Below are 19,360 nucleotides of genomic sequence, written 5' to 3'. Positions count from 1 at the left end.
AAGAGGACTATGATGTTGCATTTCTGGAATAAATTCGGCATTCGCGCACAGATCACCTCCGGCTTCGTGCCGCTGATCCTATTGATGAGCCTGCTCACGGTCAGCGCGATCTCTGGCATGAATGGGCTCGCCTCGATTTTCGCCTCCTATCGCACCACGGCAGGCCAGAGCCTCGCCATATCGGACTACAGCGACCAGCTGAACGAGATTCAGATGTCGGCTGAAGCTTTCCGCTCTACGCCGACGCAGGATGTCGTCGACCGCTTCCGTGCCGGCGTGAAGGCGTTCGACGCCGACGACCCGCGTTTTGCCGGCAACAAGGACCTGCAATCCGGCCTTGCCGCGATCCGCCAGGACATTGCTGCCTATGGCAAGGCTTTCGAACAGATCGTTTCTCTTCAGGCCCGGCGTGACGCCTTGATCTCCAAGGTCACCGAATTTGGCCCTTGGACCAGCATTGCTCTCAACGACGTCGTGCGAAGCGCCTGGCGCCAGAACGATGTGGCCCTGTTGCAAATGACGGCGGCGACGCTGGAGGCCTTGAACCGCAGTCTCTATTTCTCTGAGCGCTTCGTGCATTCCAACGATTTTGCGGCCTATGACACGGCGCAAGCTGCACTTGCCGAAGCGGTCAGCCTCAATGAAGCCGCCGCCAAGGCCGCGAAGAACGAGCTGCAGAAGAAGCGCCTGATGGGCGCCGGCCAGCTCATGCAGAACTACACCGCCCGTCTCGGCGACATGAAGGACGTCCTGCAGGCCTCGGGCAACATCCGCCAGACGCAGCTCGGCGTGCTTGCACCGAGAATATCAGGCGGTTTCAAGGACCTGCAGGCAACTGTCGCGGGGGCGCAGAAGACCCTGGATGGTTCGGTGGACGCAACGGTTGCCTCCGCGACCAGCACGACGCTGGCCATCAGCGGATTGTTGATCGTCATCGGCCTCGTGCTTTCCTATTTCGTCGGCCGGCTGATTTCCTCGGCGGTCCGCAACATGGCCCAGTCGATGGAGCAGCTTGCCCGCGGCGAGGAAGGGATCACGATAACGGGCGTCGAGCACCGCCATGAGCTGGGCGCCATGGCGCGTTCGCTGAAGGTGTTCCAGGAGACCGGCCGCGCCAAGCTGATCGCGGAAGCCAATGCCGAACGGGCTCGCCTGGCCGCCGAAGAAGAGCGGCTCCGCCAGGAGGCCGAGCGGCTCAGCGATGCGCAGGTGATGGAACATGCCTTCCGCCAGATCTCCGTCGGCCTCGATGCGTTGTCGAAGGGTGATCTCACCGTCCGCGTCGGCGAAGTCGACCATCGCTACGTCAGGATCCGGGATCATTTCAACAACTCGGTCGCGAGCCTCGAGGAAGCCGTCGACTCCGTCATTCGCGCGGTCGCCACCATCCGGTCCGGTCTGTCGGAAATCTCCACGGCCTCCAACGATCTCGCCCGCCGCACCGAGCAGCAGGCAGCCTCCCTGGAAGAAACGGTCGCAGCACTCGGCGACGTCACCCGCGGCGTCAACGGCACGGCGGAGGGCGCAGGCCGCGCCCAGGCTGTCGTGGCGACGGCCCGCACCAATGCCGAAAAGGGCGGCGAGATCGTCGCCCGCGCCATCGACGCGATGACGGAGATCCAGAATTCGTCCTCGAAGATCGGCAACATTATCAGCGTCATCGACGAGATCGCCTTCCAGACCAACCTGCTGGCGCTGAATGCCGGCGTCGAAGCCGCGCGCGCCGGTGAAGCAGGCAAGGGTTTTGCGGTGGTCGCCCAGGAAGTCCGCGAACTCGCCCAGCGTTCTGCCAATGCGGCAAGGGAGATCAAGCAACTGATCTCGACCTCCTCGGCGCAGGTCAAGACCGGCGTCGAGCTGGTCGGCCAATCCGGCCTCTCGCTCGAACAGATCGTCGAGCAGGTCACTGCGATGAATGCGACCGTCGCCGAGATCGCCGTTGCCGCCCGCGAACAGGCGACGAGCCTGCGCGAGGTCTCGGCCGCCGGCGACCAGATGGACAAGGTGACGCAGCAGAACGCCGCGATGGTCGAAGAAACCACGGCGGCCGCCCAGAGCCTGACACAGGAAACCGAAAGCCTTGCCCAGCTGCTGCTGCGGTTCAGGACGAGCAGCGGCCGGGCATCGGACCATCGCCACTACGCAATGGCATCGTGATGCTCTGCTGATGCAGATAATCTAGGAGCGCCGCTGGAAGGGCGGCGCCGCTCCTGCCTATTTCGGTGGACGCGGTGTGGTAGGCCCGGCGTCAGTGGCTTTCGGCTGCCGGGCCGTGCGGCGCACCGGCGATGCTCCTGCGCACATGACGGACAGCGGTCCAGACGGCGAAGAGCACGAGCGGGATAGCGCCGAGAACAGCGAGTTTTGTCACGTGCGGATCGACGCCCAGTTCGGAAATGCTTTCGAGGCAAATCTTCGCCAGGCCGACGGTGTAATAGGTAATGGCAATGACGGAGAAGCCTTCGACCGCCTGCTGGATATGCACCTGGATGCGGGCCCGCTCTTCCATCGACGTCAGCAGCGAGGCGTTCTGATCTTCGAGCTGAACCTGCACGGTGGTTCTGAGCAAGTCTCCGGCCAGGCTGACGCGTTCGGCCAGTTCATCGAGGCGCCGCTCTGCCGCATAGACCGAGCGCACAGCCGGTTGGAAGCGCCGGTCGATGAACGTACCCAGCCGTTGCCTCTGTTCGACCCGCTCTTCTCTGAGCTCGGAGAGCCGGCTCGCGACGATCTCGGCATAGGCTTTCGTCGCGCCGAAGCGGTGGCGGGCGAGTGCGGAGAAGTTCAGCACGTCGGAAGAGAGCCTAGTCACCTCGGACAGCAGCGCCTTGTCGACCTTGATGGCGCTCTGCATATGCGCGATCAGCAGATCGAGGCGCCGGTCAAAAGCTGAGAGCCTCGAGACGGTCTCGCGCGCCATCGGTAACGCCAGCAGCGCCATCATCCGGTATGTCTCAATTTCCAGGAAACGCCGGACCATGCGGCCGGTGCGATAGGCGTTGAGGTTGCGGTTGAAGAACAGGAATTCGACGAACCCGCTGTCGGTCAGGCGGAAGTTCGAATGCACTTCCGCATCGCCGCCGCCGACCTGGGATGCGACATAGTCCAGCTTTGGTTTTTCGAGACGCTGTCCATCCTTCTCGTCGCGCACCAGCACTCGGATGGCCGCCATGACCTTTCCTTCGATCTGACGGTAACAGGCCTGAAAGGCTTCCGGCGGATTGCTGCCGGGTTCGGACGAAGCGGGAACGACGAAGGTGAGGGTCAGGAACTCGGTATGCGCCTCCCACTTCAGCCGACCGGCGCCGACGCGGCCGATGCCGTGGTTGCCCCCGAGGGTCATAGTGACATCTTCCAATCCCGGCAGGCGCTCCAGGATCGAGGGAGGGGCATTGTCGCCGACGATCGCGACATGCCAGACATCGGTGTCGCCATCGAAATAAAGCGACGGCCGGGCATGCAACTCGTTGTGAAGCTCCCTGCGCAGCGGATGCTCGGAACCCATCGGCATGGAGATGCACCTCTATACGGTAGACAGTCGCTGGGTCGCCGGCGTAATGACCGGGTGCCGGCGCTTATGATTTGACATGGCGCCTGGGGCTGGCCAAGGCTGACAACGCCTATAGCCTCTCAGGAGGCTCGTGTCACGACGCCTTCGCACCAGTCGCCCAGCCGTGCGTTCAGAGTGAGCGCCAGGCAACGAAGCTCCCCAGTAATTGTACGCCGCCGCCGGCCGACATCGCGACGATGAAGCCGGTTTCGGCTTCTCCCAGGAAGGCGAAAATCGCTCCGAGTAAGGCGACGCCTATCGTCGCGCCCACCATGCGGGCAACGTTTATCAGGGCGCTCGCCGTGCCGGCGCGATCGGCGCTCACGGTTGAAACCGCGACCGCGGTCAGAGGCCCGGTCGCCATGCCCATGCCGACTCCGGTCAGCAGCAGTCCGATCTCTTCGGCGATGAACCAGTCGGCCAGGAAGGACGCGCCGAGCAGGAGGTTGCCCATGCCCATCAGCGTCAGCCCTGCCGATATGGTGCGTTTCTTCCCCAGGTGCTCCGAGATCGAGCCTGAGAAGGGTGAGATCGCGATGAAGCTGAGGGCCATCGGCAACAGCGACAGTCCTGCTTGAATCGAGGCCAGGCGGCCGAGGCCCAAGGAGGCAAGCGGAAAGAGAAACAGCGTGCCATACATGCCGAAGGTCATCGCCGCCGTTCCGGCCATTGCGCCGCGGAACTGGCTGTCCTGGAACATTGAGATGGGAACGAGGGCCGTCTGCTCCAGGCGCTTCTCCACCATGACGAAGAGCAGCAGGAGAGCCGCGCCGCCGATTGCCAGGAGCGCAGTCCATAGTGGCGGCAGATGCGATGATTCAATCGCGGTGAGGGTAAGGGCGGTGAGGGATGCGATCCCCAGCAATTGACCCGGCAGGTCGAAGGACCTGCCTTGCCGATCCGCGCTTTCCGGAATGAAAAGCCGCGCTCCTGCCGCCGCGATCAACGCGATCGGGATGACGACGAAGAAGACGGATCGCCAACCGAAATCGTGGATCAGGACGCCGCCGAGAGTCGGACCGAAGGCAAGCGACATCCCATTGCAGCCGGCCCAGATTCCGAGCACCTGTGCGCGGACCTTCTCATCCCGGTAGATGACCCGGATCAGCGAAAGCGACGCGGGCAGGAGGAGGGCGGAGCCGAGGCCCGTCAAGGCCCTGGTCACGATTAACATCGCGATGGTCGGGGCAAAGGCGCAGGCGAGGCTCGCCAGGGTAAAAACAGCACAGCCGATGACGAACATCCGGCGCCGGCCGTAGAGATCGGCAAACAGACCGCCGCTGATGAGAAGTGCTGCGTAAACGAGGTTATAGGCGTCGACGACCCATTGCAATTGCGTGACCGACGCCTTGAGGGCGAGGCCTATCGGCTGGACCGCCAGATTGACGACCGATGTGTCGACCTGCGCCACGATCACGCCGAGGCAGAGAATGGCGAGAGCGGCAGGTTTCAGGTCCGAGCGGGACCGTGAGTTTCGTTCGATGACATTCATGACGCTACCTTTCCATCGGCAAGACGTAGCGTGATTCAGGTCATCGACAATTCGAAACCGATCGAACTGTTAGAGACGGCAATGTGAGCAGAGCAAAAAAAACGATCAGCCACGGCCCGTTGCGAGACCGTGGCTGTACAGCGCGCATTCTGCGGAGGGCGCAGGCGCGGCCGGTTACTTGTTGGCAGCGAGCGCCACGTTGACCTTGTCGACGTCTGCACTCATCGCTTTGAATGTCTCGTCGAGGGAAAGCTCGCCGACAATCAGCTGGCTCATGCGCTGGACGATGAGCTGATAGATGGCCGAAGATCCCTTGAGGCGTTCCAGGTCGCGGGCTGCCTTCGGTGCGCTGGCACGGCTTGCAAGGAAGACGGCCATGGCGTCCTTGGCGTTCTTGCTCTCGAGCTTGTACTGCGGGTCCTTGATGTCGGCGCCGGTCAGGATGACGTAGTTTTCGGCGATTTCACGCTGGACCTTTTCAGAGCCGAGGAACTCGATGAAGGAGGCTACGGCCTGCGGGTACTTGGTGCGTTTGAAGCCGACGATCGCGGTGCCGCCCGGCATCGCATAGCAACCGGCATCGCCGCAGGGTGCGTTGATCGCCGTCCAGTCGAAGGCGTCGCCGATCTTCTTCTGGAACGGATTGACCATCCAGTTGCCGGCAACATAGGTCACGACATTGCCGTTGACGAACTCGTCACCCATGTTCTTGTACTGGGTTCCGCCGGCCGCCCCCCACATTTCCTTCGGGAAAGAGCCGTCCTTCGTCCAGTTATAGAGATCGGTGATGTAGTGCTTGGCGGCGTCGTCGGGGAAGGCGAACTTGCCGTCCTTGACGTAGTTCGAGCCGTAGGAGAAGGCCGCGCCGGAAAAGCGGTGGCCCGAGCGGTCCATCGTGAAGGGGATCTGGGCTCCGGTCGCCTTGGCGACGCGCGCGGAAGCTTCGACGATGTCCTTCAAGGTGGCGGTCGGCTTCGGAAGCGGTTCCTTAGCCTGTTCGAAGAGCGTCTTGTTGACGAAGGGCAGGTTGAAGGTCTGCGACGCGACATAGCCGTTGATTGAGTTCGGATCGTTGACGCCCGGGAAACGAAGCGTGTTCAGGCTGTCGCCGTGCAGCTTGGCGAAACCATCCGGGTCTTTCATCAAGGGGCGCATATCGAGATAGTAGGGCGCCAGCTGCCAATCGGTGATCTTGGCGATATCCGGGCCTTCGCCGACGGCAAGCTGCACCGGCAGCTGCTTGGCGACCGCATCATAACCCGACGAGACGAAATTCACCTTGATGTCTGGATGCGCGGTCTCGAATTCCTTGCTCAGCGCTTCCATCCGCTCGACGTAAGCCTGGTCGTCGTCGGTGAAGAGAAAGGTGATCGTCTGGGTTTCGGCCATGGCCACGCTGGACCATGCAAAAGAAACGGTGGCAAGCGCCAGTGCGAAAGCCCCTGAAAGGCAGGTTTTCATTTTCATCCTCCCATGAAAACATTTTCATCAATCGCGGCATAAACCGTCGATAGGCGAATTTCATATACTTGACATTCATTCCGTCAAGCTATTTTCTATGCCAATAGCGATGTTTTTGAGCAATTTTCAAAAATCAAGCACTCGAATAACATAATGAAAATATTTTCATTTGATTGCGGAGGAGGCGATCTGTGAAAACGGAAAGCATCAAGCAGCCGGGTGACGTGGCGCCGGCTTATAGCGTGGCCGAGGGCCAGACGATAACGGCATGGGCCGTTTCGGGCCTCATCGCCAGCTATTTCCCCGGCGAGCCGGCGCTCGCCGAAGATCGCGTGAACTATCGCTTCATCAACGGTTTCGTCGACGTCGGCGACCTGCCGTGTCGCAAGGCCTTCTGGTCGACCATGGTGGGGCGGGCGCTCATCGCCGACACGTCCTGGCCGACCGAAAGCCTGTATCTCCCAGGCTCGAACCGCCGCGTCGAGTTTACCAGCTTCTGGCATGTGCCGACGCATATCAGGCGATGGCTGAAGGGCACGTTCAGGACGGAAGCTCCGCGCACGCTCAATCTCGCGCTCAAGACCTGCGGCGGCGTTCGCATCTGGGTCAACGGGCAGGAGACGGTGCGCTTCGAGCCCTTCAAGCGCAACACCGAAAGCGCAACTGAAATAGCGCTGTCGCTCGATGCCGGCGACAATGAGATTCTCGTCCATACCGAAGATCTTGCCGAGCGCGACACGACCTGGTTCTTCGAGCTCGAAATGCTGGACAAGGAGCCGCTCTGCGTGCTGCTGCCGGTATCGCTTGATCAGGACGAGGTGCGCGAGCTGGAAGCGCTGTCACGCGGCGTGCGGCCGGCCCGCGACGTCTTCGTCAACCAGCCGCTGGAGATCATCTTCGACACGGCGCCCGAGCGCGACCTGCCGGTGGAACTCAAGGTCGTCGGCCATGGCCACGAGCGGCCCGTTCTCGCCCATTCGAAACTGACCCTGCGCGCCCATCAGAGCCGTCTGATCGCCGAAGATATCTGCGGCATTGCCGACGGTTATCACGGTATCCACATGACGATCGGCTCCGGCCCGGGTTCGGTCAGCCGCGTCATCGATGCCGCGTTCATGAGCAGCATTTCGCCATTGCCGCCCGAGCCGTCGCTTGCCGCCCGCAAGCAGCAGGCGTTGGAATACAGCGCCCGCTTCGGCGCCAACCGCGCCGGGCGCCTGATCGCGATGATGGAAATCGGCCATCAAGACCAGGAAAGCTTCGACCGCATCGTCGACGCGACACTTGCCTCGATCGAGGCACGGGAGGATTGCTCTGATTTCATTATGGTGCCGCTCTTGTGGCTGCTCGGCGCCTATGGCGACCGGATGCCCGAGGCGACGGTCAAGCGCATCCGCCGTTCCGTTCTCTCCTACCGTTACTGGGTCGACGAGCCGGGCAATGACGCGATGTGGTTCTGGAGCGAGAACCACGTGCTCTGCTTCCATACCAGTCAGCTGCTGGCCGGGCTTCTTCTCCCCGACGCGGTATTCTCGGCTTCGGGGCGGACGGGACGGCAGCAGGCGGAACTCGCCGTCACGCGCCTCGGGCGCTGGTTCGACAGCGTCGAGGCCCATGGCCTGGCGGAGTGGAATTCGGCCGCTTATTACCCGATCGATTTCATCGGCCTGCTCGCATTGGAACGTTGGGCCGAGAGCGAGATCGCCGATCGTTCTCGCGGGCAGATCGACCTCATCTTCCGGATGATCGCTCTTCATACTCTGGCCGGCGTTCCGGCCGGTTCGCAGGGCCGCGCTTACGACAAGGAATTGCGCGCCGGCCCGCTGACCGAGCTCGCGCCTTTCGCCCAGGTCGCCTTCGGAACTGGTTGGCTGAACAACGGTGTCGCCGCGTTGACCATGTTCTGCGCCGGCGGCTACGAGCCGCCCGCCGATCTCGCCGAGCTTGCAGCACTTTCGCGGGGCAGAAGCGTCGAGGCGCGTTACAGCCAGGGGCTTGAGAGCGGCAAACTCGTGCTGTTCAAGAACGAGGCGGCGCAGCTTTCGACGGTCATTGATCACAAGACTGGCCAGAAGGGGCACCAGCAGCATGTTCTCGATATCAGGCTGGCCGGCCATCCGATGGCGAGACTCTGGGTCAATCATCCCGGCGAGGACGATCCCTGGGGCAATCAAAGGCCATCCTATTGGGCCGGCAACGGCATCCTGCCCCGCGTCGCCCAGCATCGCGACGTCGCCCTCCTGATCGAAGATACTTGCGACGCACGGCATGCATGGATGCATGCCTATATCGGCCGCGATGGGCTCGACGATCTCATCATCGAAGACAAGTGGCTGATCGCGCGATCGGGCAGGGGATTTTCCGCCCTCTGGGCCTCGAACGGGTTGGAACTGATCACCGACGGCCCGACCGGCGGTCGCGAGGCGCGCTCCTATGGGCCGCTCTGCGGCTGGGCGGCCATCGTTGGGTGCGGCAATGGCGACGCCTTCAAAGCCTTCCTCGAGCGCCTGTGCCAGACGACGGTATCCTTCGATCCCGCGCTTCGGTGCCTTGCGCTGACGCCGCCGGGTGGCCCGGCGATCTCTCTCTCCTATGCCGACGGTCTTTCGATCGCCGGCCAGCCCCGGCCGTTCACGCATGATCAGCCGCACCCGATCCTCACCCACGACAGTGCGGCCTCCGGCGCCGGCGCTGACAGACCGTTCTACTCCTGAAAGATAGGGCTCCCGCATGAACACTACATCTGTCGACAACGCCGCCCTCCTGACGACGATCGATCGGGTGGCGACGGCTTTCAGCCGGCTCAGAGGCATCAAGGAAGGTCTGGTGACCGGAAGCTCCACCTCCGGGATCCAGTTCGACGAATGGGACTGGGAAGTCGGCGTCGGCCTCTACGGCTTCCTGCGGCGGGCCATATCCACCAATGACCGGAAGGCGCTGGAGGAGCTCGTCGCCTGGTATGCCGGCCAGATCGAACGCGGTCTGCCGCCGCGCCAGATCAACAGCACGGCGCCGATGCTGCCGCTGGCGATCCTCGTCCAGCATGTCGACCGTCCGGATTTTCGCGCGCTCGTCGAGGACTGGGCCGATTGGCTGGTCAAGGAATTGCCGAAGACCGAGGAGGGCGGCTTTCAGCACGTCGTCAAGGAGCGCCTCAACGACGGCGAATTGTGGGACGATACGCTGTTCATGGCCTGCCTGTTTCTCGCCCGAGCCGGCGTGCTCTGCGAGCGCAACGATTGGATCGACGAGGCCGTCTATCAGTTCGTGATCCACACCCGCTACCTCTCCGATCCGGTGAGCGGTCTCTGGTATCACGGCTGGACCTTCAACGGCCGGCACAATTTCGCCAATGCCTTCTGGGCGCGCGGCAATGCCTGGATCACCGTCGCCATTCCCGAGCTCTTCGATCTGGTTCCGACGCTTGGCGAAAAGGACCGGCGGTTCCTTTCGAACGTTCTCGTCAGCCAGGTGCGCTCGCTGAAGGAGTACCAGAGGCCGGACGGGATGTTCACGACCCTTCTGGACGACCCCTGGTCGCCGCTGGAAACCTCGGCCACGGCTGGCATTGCCTATGGCATATTGCGCGCCGTCGATGCCGGCATTCTCGACGATAGCGATAAGGCTTATGCGGAGCGCGCGCTTGCGGCGGTGCTGGCGCAGATCGACGAAGAAGGCATCGTTCACGGCGTCTCGGACGGCACGCCGATGGGCCATGACCTCGATTTCTACCGGCGCATCCCGAACGTGCCGACGCCTTACGGCCAGGCGCTGACCATGCTGCTGCTGACCGAAGTCATCCTCGAAAACGGTCGTCGCCAATGAGCGCTGTATCTCTCGTCGCGATTGAGGCGGTCGATGGCGACAACACGGCCCGCCTTCAGGCGGCGATCGATGCTCTATCGGCTTCCGGCGGCGGACGGCTGGAACTGCTTGCAGGCATCCACATCTGCCGGGGGCTCCGCCTTCGCTCCGGTGTCGATCTTCATCTCGCCGCCGGCGCGATCCTGCGTCCCGTTCCGGATTATAGCGCCTACGCGCATACGATTGTTTCGGTGATCGCCGAGAAGTCGGACCGTGGCATGATCGTCGCCAAGGGCGCGCAGCGGATCAGCCTGACGGGGGAAGGGCGTATCGAAGCCGGCGGCGACAGCTTCATCATCGGAGATGACGAGACGGTGGGAACTTTCACCCCCGCCGAATTCCGTCCCCGCGTCGTCGTCTTCGAGAGCTGCGACGAGGTCGAGATCAACGCGCTGCATATCAGCCGCTCGCCTATGTGGACGCTGCATTTTGTCGATTGCACCGATGTCAGAGTCCGGAACGTGACGATCGACAACGACCGCCGCCTTCCCAATACGGACGGCATCGTGCTCGACGCCTGCCGCGGCGCCGTCATCGAGGACTGCACGATATCGACGGCCGATGACGGCATCTGCCTGAAGACCAGTATCGGTCCTGATGGTGTAGCGATCGGCCGATGCGAAAATATCCTTGTCCGCCGCTGCTCGGTTCAGAGCCTCAGCTGCGCGCTGAAGATCGGCACGGAAACCCATGGCGACATCACCAATGTCGCTTTCGAGGATTGCAGTGTCTCATCATCCAACCGGGCGCTCGGCATATTTTCGCGCGACGGCGGCCGGATATCGAACGTCCGGTTTTCGCGGATCGCGGTAGAGTGCCGCGAAACGCCCGATGGGTTCTGGGGATCCGGGGAGGCGCTGACCGTTAATGTCGTCGACCGTGTCACCGAGCGCCCTGCGGGCGCCATCGGGAACCTCATCGTCGAGGACGTCAGCGGGCAGATGCAAGGGGCGATCACCGTCATTGCGGCCGCACCGGCCGGCATCCGCAACGTATCGCTGAGACGCATCGGCCTAGAACAGCAGCCGGGGCAACTCGGCACCGCTCAATCCTACGACCTGCGCCCGACCAGTGCCGATCTTGCCCCGAAGGTCGACGGCGGTGGCCGCGCAAATGCCTGGACGCGCGGCTCGGACGGGCGGGTGATCGGTCTTGAGAATTATCCGGACGGAATGCCGGCCATCTATGTGGCGGGGGTTGCCGGGATATTGATGAACGAGGTGCGGATCACGAGGCCGACACCGCTGCCGCAAGGCTGGAACGCAATTGACGTCGTCTTCGAAACGGCGGCACCCGATGGGAGTGGGGCATGGCAGAACTGAAACTTTCCAACGTCAACAAATCGTATGGCTCGGTCAAAGTCCTGCACGACGTCGAACTCGATATCAAGGACGGCGAGTTCGTTGTCTTCGTCGGTCCGTCGGGATGCGGCAAGTCGACCCTTTTGCGCGTCATCGCTGGCCTCGAAGAGGTCACGTCGGGGGCAATCGCGATCGGAGGCCGGGACGTCAGCGCACTCTCGCCGGCCGAGCGCAAGATCGCCATGGTCTTCCAGTCCTACGCGCTCTATCCGCATATGAGCGTTCGCAAGAACCTCGCTTTCGGCCTTGAAAATCTGAAGTTCAAGCGCGCCGAGATCGAGGCGCGCATTGCCGAGGCCGCCAGGATGCTGGCGATCGAACCCTATCTCGACCGGCGCCCGAAGCAACTTTCGGGCGGCCAGCGCCAACGTGTTGCCATCGGCCGGGCCATCGTGCGCGAACCGGATATTTTTCTCTTCGACGAGCCGTTGTCGAATCTCGACGCGGCGCTGCGCGTCCAGACCCGGGCTGAGATCACCAAGCTCCACCGCGAGATCAAGACGACGATGGTCTATGTGACGCATGACCAGGTCGAGGCGATGACGATGGCCGACAAGATCGTCGTGCTGCGCGCCGGGCGGGTCGAGCAGGTCGGCGCGCCGCTGGAACTCTTCGACAACCCGCGCAATCTCTTCGTCGCCGGCTTCCTCGGCTCACCGCGCATGAACATCATCAGGGGCAAGGTCTCGGCTATCGGTGAAAGCGGTGTGGCCATCGATGTCGACAACGGCGGCAAGATCGTCAGCGATGTCGACCCTGCCGGCATCGCGGTCGGGCAGGCCGTTCTTGCCGGTATAAGGCCTGCGCATTTTTCACGCGTCGGAGAGCAAGGACTGCCATTCGTCGTCCAGTATCACGAGGGCCTCGGCACCGAGACCTATGTCTACGGCAACCTTGCCGGCCACGACGAGCAGATCATCATTCATGAGGCCGGCCATTTCGCGCCCACGCAAGGCGACCTGATCTCGATCGACGCCGCTCCGGAACGGGTTCATCTGTTCGATCCCGAAAGCGGCCTGGCCTTTGGCCGGCGGCCCGGACAGGGGAGACGCTGAAGATGGCGGCGCTCAAAGCAGGTGCATTGCTGTCGCAGACAGGAGAAACGGCAATGAGGGTGGTCGAAGCCCCGATTAATGTGATTGAACGCATCTTCGGCCGCAAGCGCATGCCATGGCTGTTCCTGGCGCCGAACCTCGTTCTGTTCGCGATCTTCACGTTCCTTCCGATCGCGATTGCAGTGGGTTACGCCTTCACCGGCGGCACCAATCTTTTCGTGTCGGAGCGGCCCTTCGTCGGCCTGGACAATTTCCGGACGCTGCTTTCCTGCGGCAATTACCTGCAGCCGGGAACCTGCCGGGAATCGCTGTTCTGGACGGCGGTGTGGAATACGCTCTGGTTCGTGTCGTTCAACGTCGTCGCCACATTGCTGGTGGCGCTGATCACCGCGCTGATCCTCAACCGGGCGATTTTTGCGCGCGGCTTCTTCAGGGCGATGTTCTTCTATCCCGTCTTGCTGTCGCCCGTCGTCATCGGCCTGATCTGGAAATGGTTCCTCGATCGCAACGGGCTGCTGAACGCCTTCTTTCAGATGATCGGCGTTCCCCCGGAGATTTTCCTGCTGGATGTCGGCTGGTCGCGTTTCTTCGTCGTCGTGGTGTCGGTCTGGTTCCATATGGGCTTTTACACGCTCATCCTGCTCGCCGGCCTCCAGGCGATCCCGAAAGAACTCTACGAAGCAGCCTCCATCGACGCCGCTTCGCCGCGCCGCACGCTTTTCAGGATCACGCTTCCGCTGTTGGCCCCGAACCTGCTGGTCGTCTTCATCCTTCTGATGATCAAATCCGTGCAAATCTTCGATGAGGCGTGGGTTCTGACCAACGGCGGTGGCCCGGGCACGGCCAACAGCTTCATCGTCCAATACATCTACCAGATGGCGTTCAGCAGCGACCTTCGCCTCTTCGGACTTGCGTCGGCCGCATCGGTTCTCATGGGACTGGTGCTTCTGGTTCTCACCCTCATACAGCTGCGCCTCGGCAAGCGAATGGAGTCCTGAGATGACCAGCTCTATGAACCCGATCAGCTTCATGACGCGCACGCGCCGGGCCGGACGCATAGACATCACCGATATTCTGTCATGGGTCTGGCTGATCGGTGGAACGCTGGCGGTGCTCGTTCCCGTCGTCTGGGCGGGCCTCTCTTCGCTGAAGCCGGCGGCCGAGATCACCCGTTTTCCGCCGACGTTGCTTCCGCGCGCCGCCGTGGAGCAGACGGTGCCCGGCTTCGACAAGCCGCTCAGTCTCTGGCAGGTCACTATCGACGGTCAGCAGCGCGAAATGGCCATGGTGCGGCGCATCGGCCTCAAGGCGCAAGTGGTCGATCCGGCAAATCCGGGACCACCGGTCAGCGTCGACGTGAAGGGGATGACGCCGGTGCAGCATCTGACTATTGCCACCGAGAACTACACCGATCCGCTGACGCGCTTCAACTTCCTGACCTTCCTCAAGAATTCGGTGTTCGTCACGGTGGTTGCGACGCTGCTGACCCTCGTCGTCAATGCGATGGCGGCTTTTGCGCTGTCGAAATACAAATTTCGTGGCGACACAACTGTTTTCGTCATCATCATTTCAACCTTGATGATCCCGCTCGCCGTCGTCATGGTTCCGGCCTATCTCGTCATCGTCGGGGTCGGGCTTGCCGACAACCTCTGGGGTGTCATCCTGCCGACAGTCGCCTCTCCGACGGCCGTCTTCCTGCTGCGGCAATATATGCTGACCATACCCGATGAGCTGATCGAGGCGGCGCGCGTCGACGCGGCGAGCGAATTCTGCATTTTCTGGCGCATCATCCTGCCGCTGACGGCGCCGGCGCTGGCAGTGCTGGCGATCTTTTCGGTGCTCTGGCGCTGGAACGATTTCCTCTGGCCGCTCATCGTCCTCAACAGCCGCGAGAATTTCACGCTGCAGGTCGGTCTCAACGCATTTCAGGGAGAGTTCTCGGTGCAGTGGCACTATATCCTGGCGATGACCTTCCTCAGTCTGCTGCCTGTCACTATCGTGTTCCTGTTCCTGCAGAAATACATCACCACCGGCATCGCCGGAACAGGGATGAAGTGAAGGGCGAGGCGTGGAAATAGACCTGCGCCCAACATCGAAGAACCATACCCGTACCTCCCGGCTGAAGCGTGTCGCATCGAACGTGATTCATGCGGTGCGCTTTGGCCGTTGGTTTGGTCATGGTTCCGAAGGTCTGCGTCATCCAGGCACTGCTGGCAAAGGTATCACAAAACAGTTTCAAATAGCGGGATCAAGGCCGCGCCGATTGCGCCTGGGGCATCGATGATCTGTGCCACCGCAAGGCTGGGAACGTCGCGCAACACGCCGTGCCGAGGCAGATTGTTGAATTCGGTCCGTTCGATAAGCATTCTCGCGAGTGAATGCGGAAGCTCGCCGCCAAGGACGATCAGTGCCGGGTCGAATATCGCGCTGATCGCATTGATGGCGCGATTGTGGGCCGGAGTGACGCGGTCGACCCATTCGCGAACGCCATCCCAATCCACCAGGTTTTCGTTCTTCAGATCCTTGAGGGTCAAGTCGGAGCGACCTTTGCTGCGTAGGTATTCAAGCAATTGGCCGAGTGCAGGACGGTCGCCGTAATCCTGACGCGCGAAGAGAACGGAGAATTCACCGGCGTTACCGAAACTGCCGCGAAACGGCATGCCCCCGGAAACCAGGCCGCCGCCATAGCCATGAAGATGAGCGATATAAGCGAAATCCGCGGCATCACGGCCAACGCCGAAGATCGCTTCCGCCAAAGCTGCGGTCCTGGTGGCATTGTCTGCCCAGACCGGCAAGCCGAGCTGCTTCCCAAGCAAAGGCGCTAGGTCGATCAATGACCAATGAGCGAGCGGCAGAGGACAATTGAAGGCCGTTTCCAGCATACGGTGGCCGGCGACCGCCAGGCCGACGCCGAGAATGTCGCGGCGTTTGGCGCCCCGGCGAGCCAGAATGTCTTCGACCGCCGCTTCGATCTGTTCCAGCTCAGCCGACAGCGAAGTGCCCGCCTGCTGGATTTCCAAGTTTTCCAATGGTTCCCCAAAGCCCATGAGGCAAAGGCCGATCGAGCCGACGTTGACGGAGATTCCAAGTGTCAGACACCAGTCCTTTCGAAGGGTCAGCTCCGGGCTGGGCGGACCTGACCGTCGGCCTTCAGAATGCGAAAAGACGATCATTCCTCGCTCATGAAGCCGTGCGACGATCCTGTGCAGGGATTGCTGGGTGAGATCGAGCGGCTCGGTCAGGTCGGAGCGCTCGATCCCTGGGGATTTCCAGATCAGCCGCAAGAGGTCCCGTTCGTTGCGGGACGCCACTCGGGCCGGTTGTGCATCTCGCAAAAAATGCGCGGCAACATGTTTTAGCGGATCATACTTCATTTGCAGTTCGTTTTGATTTACACTGTGAGTGTGAAGCAGATTGCAGGTGCATGTTGCTTCTGTCAAATGAGGGGATTCGATCCCCTGTTTGCCGAGCTTGCTTACCTCATCAAGATTGGCCAAGCCAGCCGAGATGAGTGCATTTCAGGGACTCGAAGAGCGGGTCCGTGCGTTTGGAGGAACCCATTCGCCATCACTGCAAGCTCGAGCGAGATGGAACGCTCGGCCTTGCGGCAGGCGGGTGCTGAAAGAGAGGATCGAGCAACATGATTTCCTCGCGATACGAGAATACGGCGCGCGCTCCTGAGCGCGAGAATTATGGGTTCGCACCGATGCATCAAGGCCGCGACTTCGAGTCGATGGTTCAAACACTGTCGGCGGGTTATGGGGTTTTCGCCGCACAGCCGCTAGGCAACGATCGAATCTTCCCCTGGGCGGCAGACTTGAGAAGAGGCAATGGATTTACGGTTCTTCACTCCGTCTTTCAAAGTTCTTGGACAGTTCGAACGCTCAATGAGACGCCGCAACACCTTGCCTTCTACCTTCCGCATACCGGATCCTTTCGGGTGTCCATTGGAAAAAGGTCGGTTGAAAGTGGAGCGGGTCACCTTCTCATGGCCAATAATCATGAGGCCGATGATCGTTTCGTCCAAGGTCCGCACACTTCGGATGTACTCTTCCTCGACTGGGGAGTCGTGAAGCGAATGCTCGTTTCACTTATGGAAACACCGCTCTCCGAGTCGCTCGACCTTGAGCCCGTTCTGGATCTTGCGACACAGTCGGGCCAGCTTATCGGCAATCTGGTACAGACAATCGTCCAGGGTATGCGCAACGGCGGTCCGCTTTTGTCCTCCCCTCTCGCCATGGCGACGATGAGCGAGACCCTCGCTCACCTCGTGATCCGATTTGGCCACCACCGCCTTTCAGGTCAAATGGAAAAAAAGAAAATATCGCTGGTTGCGCCTTGGCATGTCCGACGGGCCATCGACTATATGCATGCCAAGATCGCCGAGCCTCTCACCATGGCGATGGTTGCGGATAATGTCGGCGTTTCACTTCGCGCGCTGCAGACGGGATTCAAAGCTTTCAGGGGGACTTCTCCGGCCTGTTATCTGCGCTCCATCCGGCTGCAGGCAGCCCGCGAACAACTGCGGGATCCAACAAACCAACGATCCGTCCGCGAGATCTGCGCGATATGGGGTTTTGCGCATGCGGGCAGGTTTTCCATCATCTACCGCGGCACCTTTGGCGAGAGCCCGCGGGATACGCGACTGCGGGCAGAGCGTTTGCGTTAATTCAAGCCTTTGGGATTTGAGGCCTTCCGACAGGTTCTTGACGCGGCGGCGCGACGCTGCGGCGCAGGACGAGATGGCATCCGAGTTCCAGGCGATGGGCCGGGCGCTGCGGGTCGTTGGCGATCAGCCTTTGTTCGATGAGTGCCAGTGCGGCGGCGCCGAGCTTGTCGGTAGGAACGCTGACCGTTGAAAGCGGCGGACGGCTGAATTCGCCGGGGACGATATCGTCGAAGCCCAGCACAGAGATCGCTTCCGGCACGCCTATGTCGCGATCGGCCAATGCCTTCAGGCAGCCGAGCGCCAGATTGTCGGCCGCGCAAAAGACGGCGGTCGCCCCTTTCAGCGTAGGATCGCGGTCGAGCAACGCATTGATGGCAGCCTCGCCGTGTCTCGGCTCATATCCCTCGGCCTCCAGAATCATATCGTCCGGCACGGGAAGCTGGGCGGCGAAATAGGCATCGGAAAAGCCGTCATATCTCCGCTGGATCGTCGTGCGGCCCTTCCAGGTCAGGTGCAGGATGCGGCGATGCCCGAGCGCCAGCAAGTGCGCGATGCCGAGCCTTGCTCCGAAGCGGTTTTCGGGTGTCACCGTATCGACCAGCATAGCGGGATCCTCGCCGTTGACGATGACGACCGGCATGTCAGGGGAGGCGAGGCTGCGGATGAGTTCCGGCTGATCGTCGTTCAGGACCACGATGCCGTCGGCACGCTCCGAAAGCGCGATCTGCCTGACATGAGCGCCGTCGATGCGCCGTCCGGTGCTGACGAAGGGTACGATCCGGATGCCGCGACGCTCGCACTCCCTTCGAAGACCGTTGAGGATCGTCCAGCTCACTAGGTTAAGGTCGCTCTCCGGCGCGGCATCATCGGGAATGGCGAGAAGCAGAACGCGCAGCGCCGCAATCGTCGCCTTCTTTCGCCGGCGGTCGAGGTAACCCAAGCGTTTGGCCGAATCCAGAACCCGTTCGCGCACTTCTATCGTCAGCGGCGCGGTTCCGTTCAGAGCGTGCGAGGCCGTGCTCAGCGATACATCAGCGTCGCGCGCGACATCCTTGAGATTGACTTTGCGTTCCACTTTATTCCGTCGCGAATTGAGGTCGTGCCTTCGAAGGCACAAGCTAACACGATGTTTTCACATAAAAACTTCAGAAAATCTACGTGCGCTGCAGCCTATTTTTCCTCTTTCGGCGAAAACCGGCCGCAGCGCTGCCGCAAATGAGCGATGATCGCGGGCGCTGGAACCATTGGCGATCAGTGAGGCTTGGCGAGCAAGCCGTTGAACAGCAGGTCGAAATAGGTCCGCAGGAAGGCCTCCTTGTTGGGAGTGGGCACGCGGCGGTCGTCGAATATCAGTCGCAGAACCGTCGTCGTCAGGATGGGCGCGACCACGATGTCGGAAAATTCCACCGGAACCTGACGAAACTCCCCCGAGGCCATGCCCTCCAGAATGAGAGCGTCGATCTTGGCGATGATCGGCGCAATGAACTGATCGTGGTGGCGATCGATCAGGTCGGGAAAGCGCTGTCCCTCCGAAATGACGAGTCGCGTTAACTCGCGCGTCGCGCGGTCCTCGGGAATTTGCTCGTAGAAGAGTCCCAGAATTGAAACCAGTCTGTCGGTAGCGCTGCCGCTGAGCCGATCGGCGATCACGACCAGTTCCTGAAACGGCACGGAGAAGTGGTTGATCATCGCTTCGAATAGCTTTTCCTTGGTTTCGAAATAGACGTAGACCGTGCCCTTGGTGACGCCGACCCGCTCGGCGATGTCTTCGACCCTCGTTCCGGCAAAACCGCTTCTGACGAATTCCTCGAAAGCGGCATCCAGGATCTGGATGGGTCGCAGCGCTTTCTGTTCTGCGCGTGTGAGTTTCTTCTGAGCTGCCATTTTTCTCGCCTTCCTTTGTCGTGC

Annotated in this window: 14 protein-coding genes; 8 read left to right on the top strand and 6 right to left on the bottom strand. The window is 61.5% G+C overall.

Annotated features, from left to right (window positions below; all coding sequences use genetic code 11):
- Window positions 1-12 precede the first annotated feature (12 nt).
- Window positions 13-2,157: a methyl-accepting chemotaxis protein gene (locus HJB89_RS07040; RefSeq protein ID WP_221149381.1), complete on the top strand. Its 2,145-nt coding sequence runs from the start codon at window positions 13-15 to the stop codon at window positions 2,155-2,157.
- 91 nt (window positions 2,158-2,248) lie between these two features.
- Here the strand turns inward: HJB89_RS07040 and HJB89_RS07035 are convergent, their stop codons facing one another.
- The 3 genes from HJB89_RS07035 to HJB89_RS07025 all read right to left on the bottom strand — a co-directional run bounded on the left by HJB89_RS07035 (window position 2,249) and on the right by HJB89_RS07025 (window position 6,503).
- Window positions 2,249-3,511: a DUF3422 domain-containing protein gene (locus HJB89_RS07035; protein ID WP_207584675.1), complete on the bottom strand. Its 1,263-nt coding sequence runs from the start codon at window positions 3,509-3,511 to the stop codon at window positions 2,249-2,251.
- A 169-nt stretch (window positions 3,512-3,680) separates the two neighbouring features.
- Complete coding sequence (locus tag HJB89_RS07030; protein WP_207584676.1) at window positions 3,681-5,042, bottom strand: MFS transporter; 1,362 nt, start codon at window positions 5,040-5,042, stop codon at window positions 3,681-3,683.
- 174 nt (window positions 5,043-5,216) lie between these two features.
- Complete coding sequence (locus tag HJB89_RS07025; protein ID WP_207584677.1) at window positions 5,217-6,503, bottom strand: ABC transporter substrate-binding protein; 1,287 nt, start codon at window positions 6,501-6,503, stop codon at window positions 5,217-5,219.
- 191 nt (window positions 6,504-6,694) lie between these two features.
- Here HJB89_RS07025 and HJB89_RS07020 point away from each other — a divergent pair, with 191 nt between their 5' ends.
- From HJB89_RS07020 to HJB89_RS06995, 6 genes are read left to right on the top strand one after another with little or no spacing between them, the layout of a single operon-like run.
- Window positions 6,695-9,217: a hypothetical protein gene (locus HJB89_RS07020; RefSeq protein ID WP_221149379.1), complete on the top strand. Its 2,523-nt coding sequence runs from the start codon at window positions 6,695-6,697 to the stop codon at window positions 9,215-9,217.
- A 16-nt stretch (window positions 9,218-9,233) separates the two neighbouring features.
- Window positions 9,234-10,328 carry a glycoside hydrolase family 105 protein gene (locus tag HJB89_RS07015; protein WP_207584679.1) on the top strand — a complete coding sequence of 365 codons (1,095 nt, stop codon included), beginning with the start codon at window positions 9,234-9,236 and terminating at the stop codon, window positions 10,326-10,328.
- On the top strand, window positions 10,325-11,689 hold the full coding sequence (locus tag HJB89_RS07010) for a glycoside hydrolase family 28 protein (RefSeq protein ID WP_221149377.1): 1,365 nt from the start codon (window positions 10,325-10,327) through the stop codon (window positions 11,687-11,689). The genes HJB89_RS07015 and HJB89_RS07010 overlap by 4 nt, the downstream gene beginning before the upstream one ends.
- Window positions 11,677-12,783: an ABC transporter ATP-binding protein gene (locus HJB89_RS07005; protein WP_221115102.1), complete on the top strand. Its 1,107-nt coding sequence runs from the start codon at window positions 11,677-11,679 to the stop codon at window positions 12,781-12,783. Before HJB89_RS07010 ends, HJB89_RS07005 begins: the two co-directional genes overlap by 13 nt.
- 2 nt (window positions 12,784-12,785) lie before the next feature.
- Window positions 12,786-13,781, top strand: coding sequence for a carbohydrate ABC transporter permease (locus HJB89_RS07000; protein WP_221149375.1), 996 nt, complete (start codon window positions 12,786-12,788; stop codon window positions 13,779-13,781).
- Between the two features lie 13 nt (window positions 13,782-13,794).
- Window positions 13,795-14,841 carry a carbohydrate ABC transporter permease gene (locus HJB89_RS06995; RefSeq protein WP_221115175.1) on the top strand — a complete coding sequence of 349 codons (1,047 nt, stop codon included), beginning with the start codon at window positions 13,795-13,797 and terminating at the stop codon, window positions 14,839-14,841.
- A gap of 164 nt (window positions 14,842-15,005) precedes the next feature.
- On the opposite strand, the gene HJB89_RS06990 is transcribed toward HJB89_RS06995, so the two are convergent.
- Entirely contained in the window at window positions 15,006-16,157 is a 1,152-nt protein-coding gene (locus HJB89_RS06990; protein WP_221132582.1) for an ROK family transcriptional regulator, read from the bottom strand.
- A 266-nt stretch (window positions 16,158-16,423) separates the two neighbouring features.
- Here HJB89_RS06990 and HJB89_RS06985 point away from each other — a divergent pair, with 266 nt between their 5' ends.
- A complete protein-coding gene (locus HJB89_RS06985) occupies window positions 16,424-17,452 on the top strand; it encodes an AraC family transcriptional regulator (RefSeq protein ID WP_207584683.1) in 1,029 nt (342 codons plus the stop codon).
- A 1-nt stretch (window position 17,453) separates the two neighbouring features.
- On the opposite strand, the gene HJB89_RS06980 is transcribed toward HJB89_RS06985, so the two are convergent.
- Window positions 17,454-18,527: a LacI family DNA-binding transcriptional regulator gene (locus tag HJB89_RS06980; protein WP_221149374.1), complete on the bottom strand. Its 1,074-nt coding sequence runs from the start codon at window positions 18,525-18,527 to the stop codon at window positions 17,454-17,456.
- A 176-nt stretch (window positions 18,528-18,703) separates the two neighbouring features.
- The gene (locus HJB89_RS06975) at window positions 18,704-19,336 is read right to left on the bottom strand and encodes a TetR/AcrR family transcriptional regulator (RefSeq protein WP_207584685.1); all 633 of its coding nucleotides are present in this window, start codon (window positions 19,334-19,336) and stop codon (window positions 18,704-18,706) included.
- Between the last annotated feature and the right edge of the window lie 24 nt (window positions 19,337-19,360).

The organism is Rhizobium sp. NZLR8 (assembly GCF_019685025.1).
Taxonomy (GTDB): Bacteria; Pseudomonadota; Alphaproteobacteria; order Rhizobiales; family Rhizobiaceae; genus Rhizobium.
Note: the sequence above shows the minus strand (reverse complement) of the source record. Positions and strands in the feature narration are given on the sequence as shown.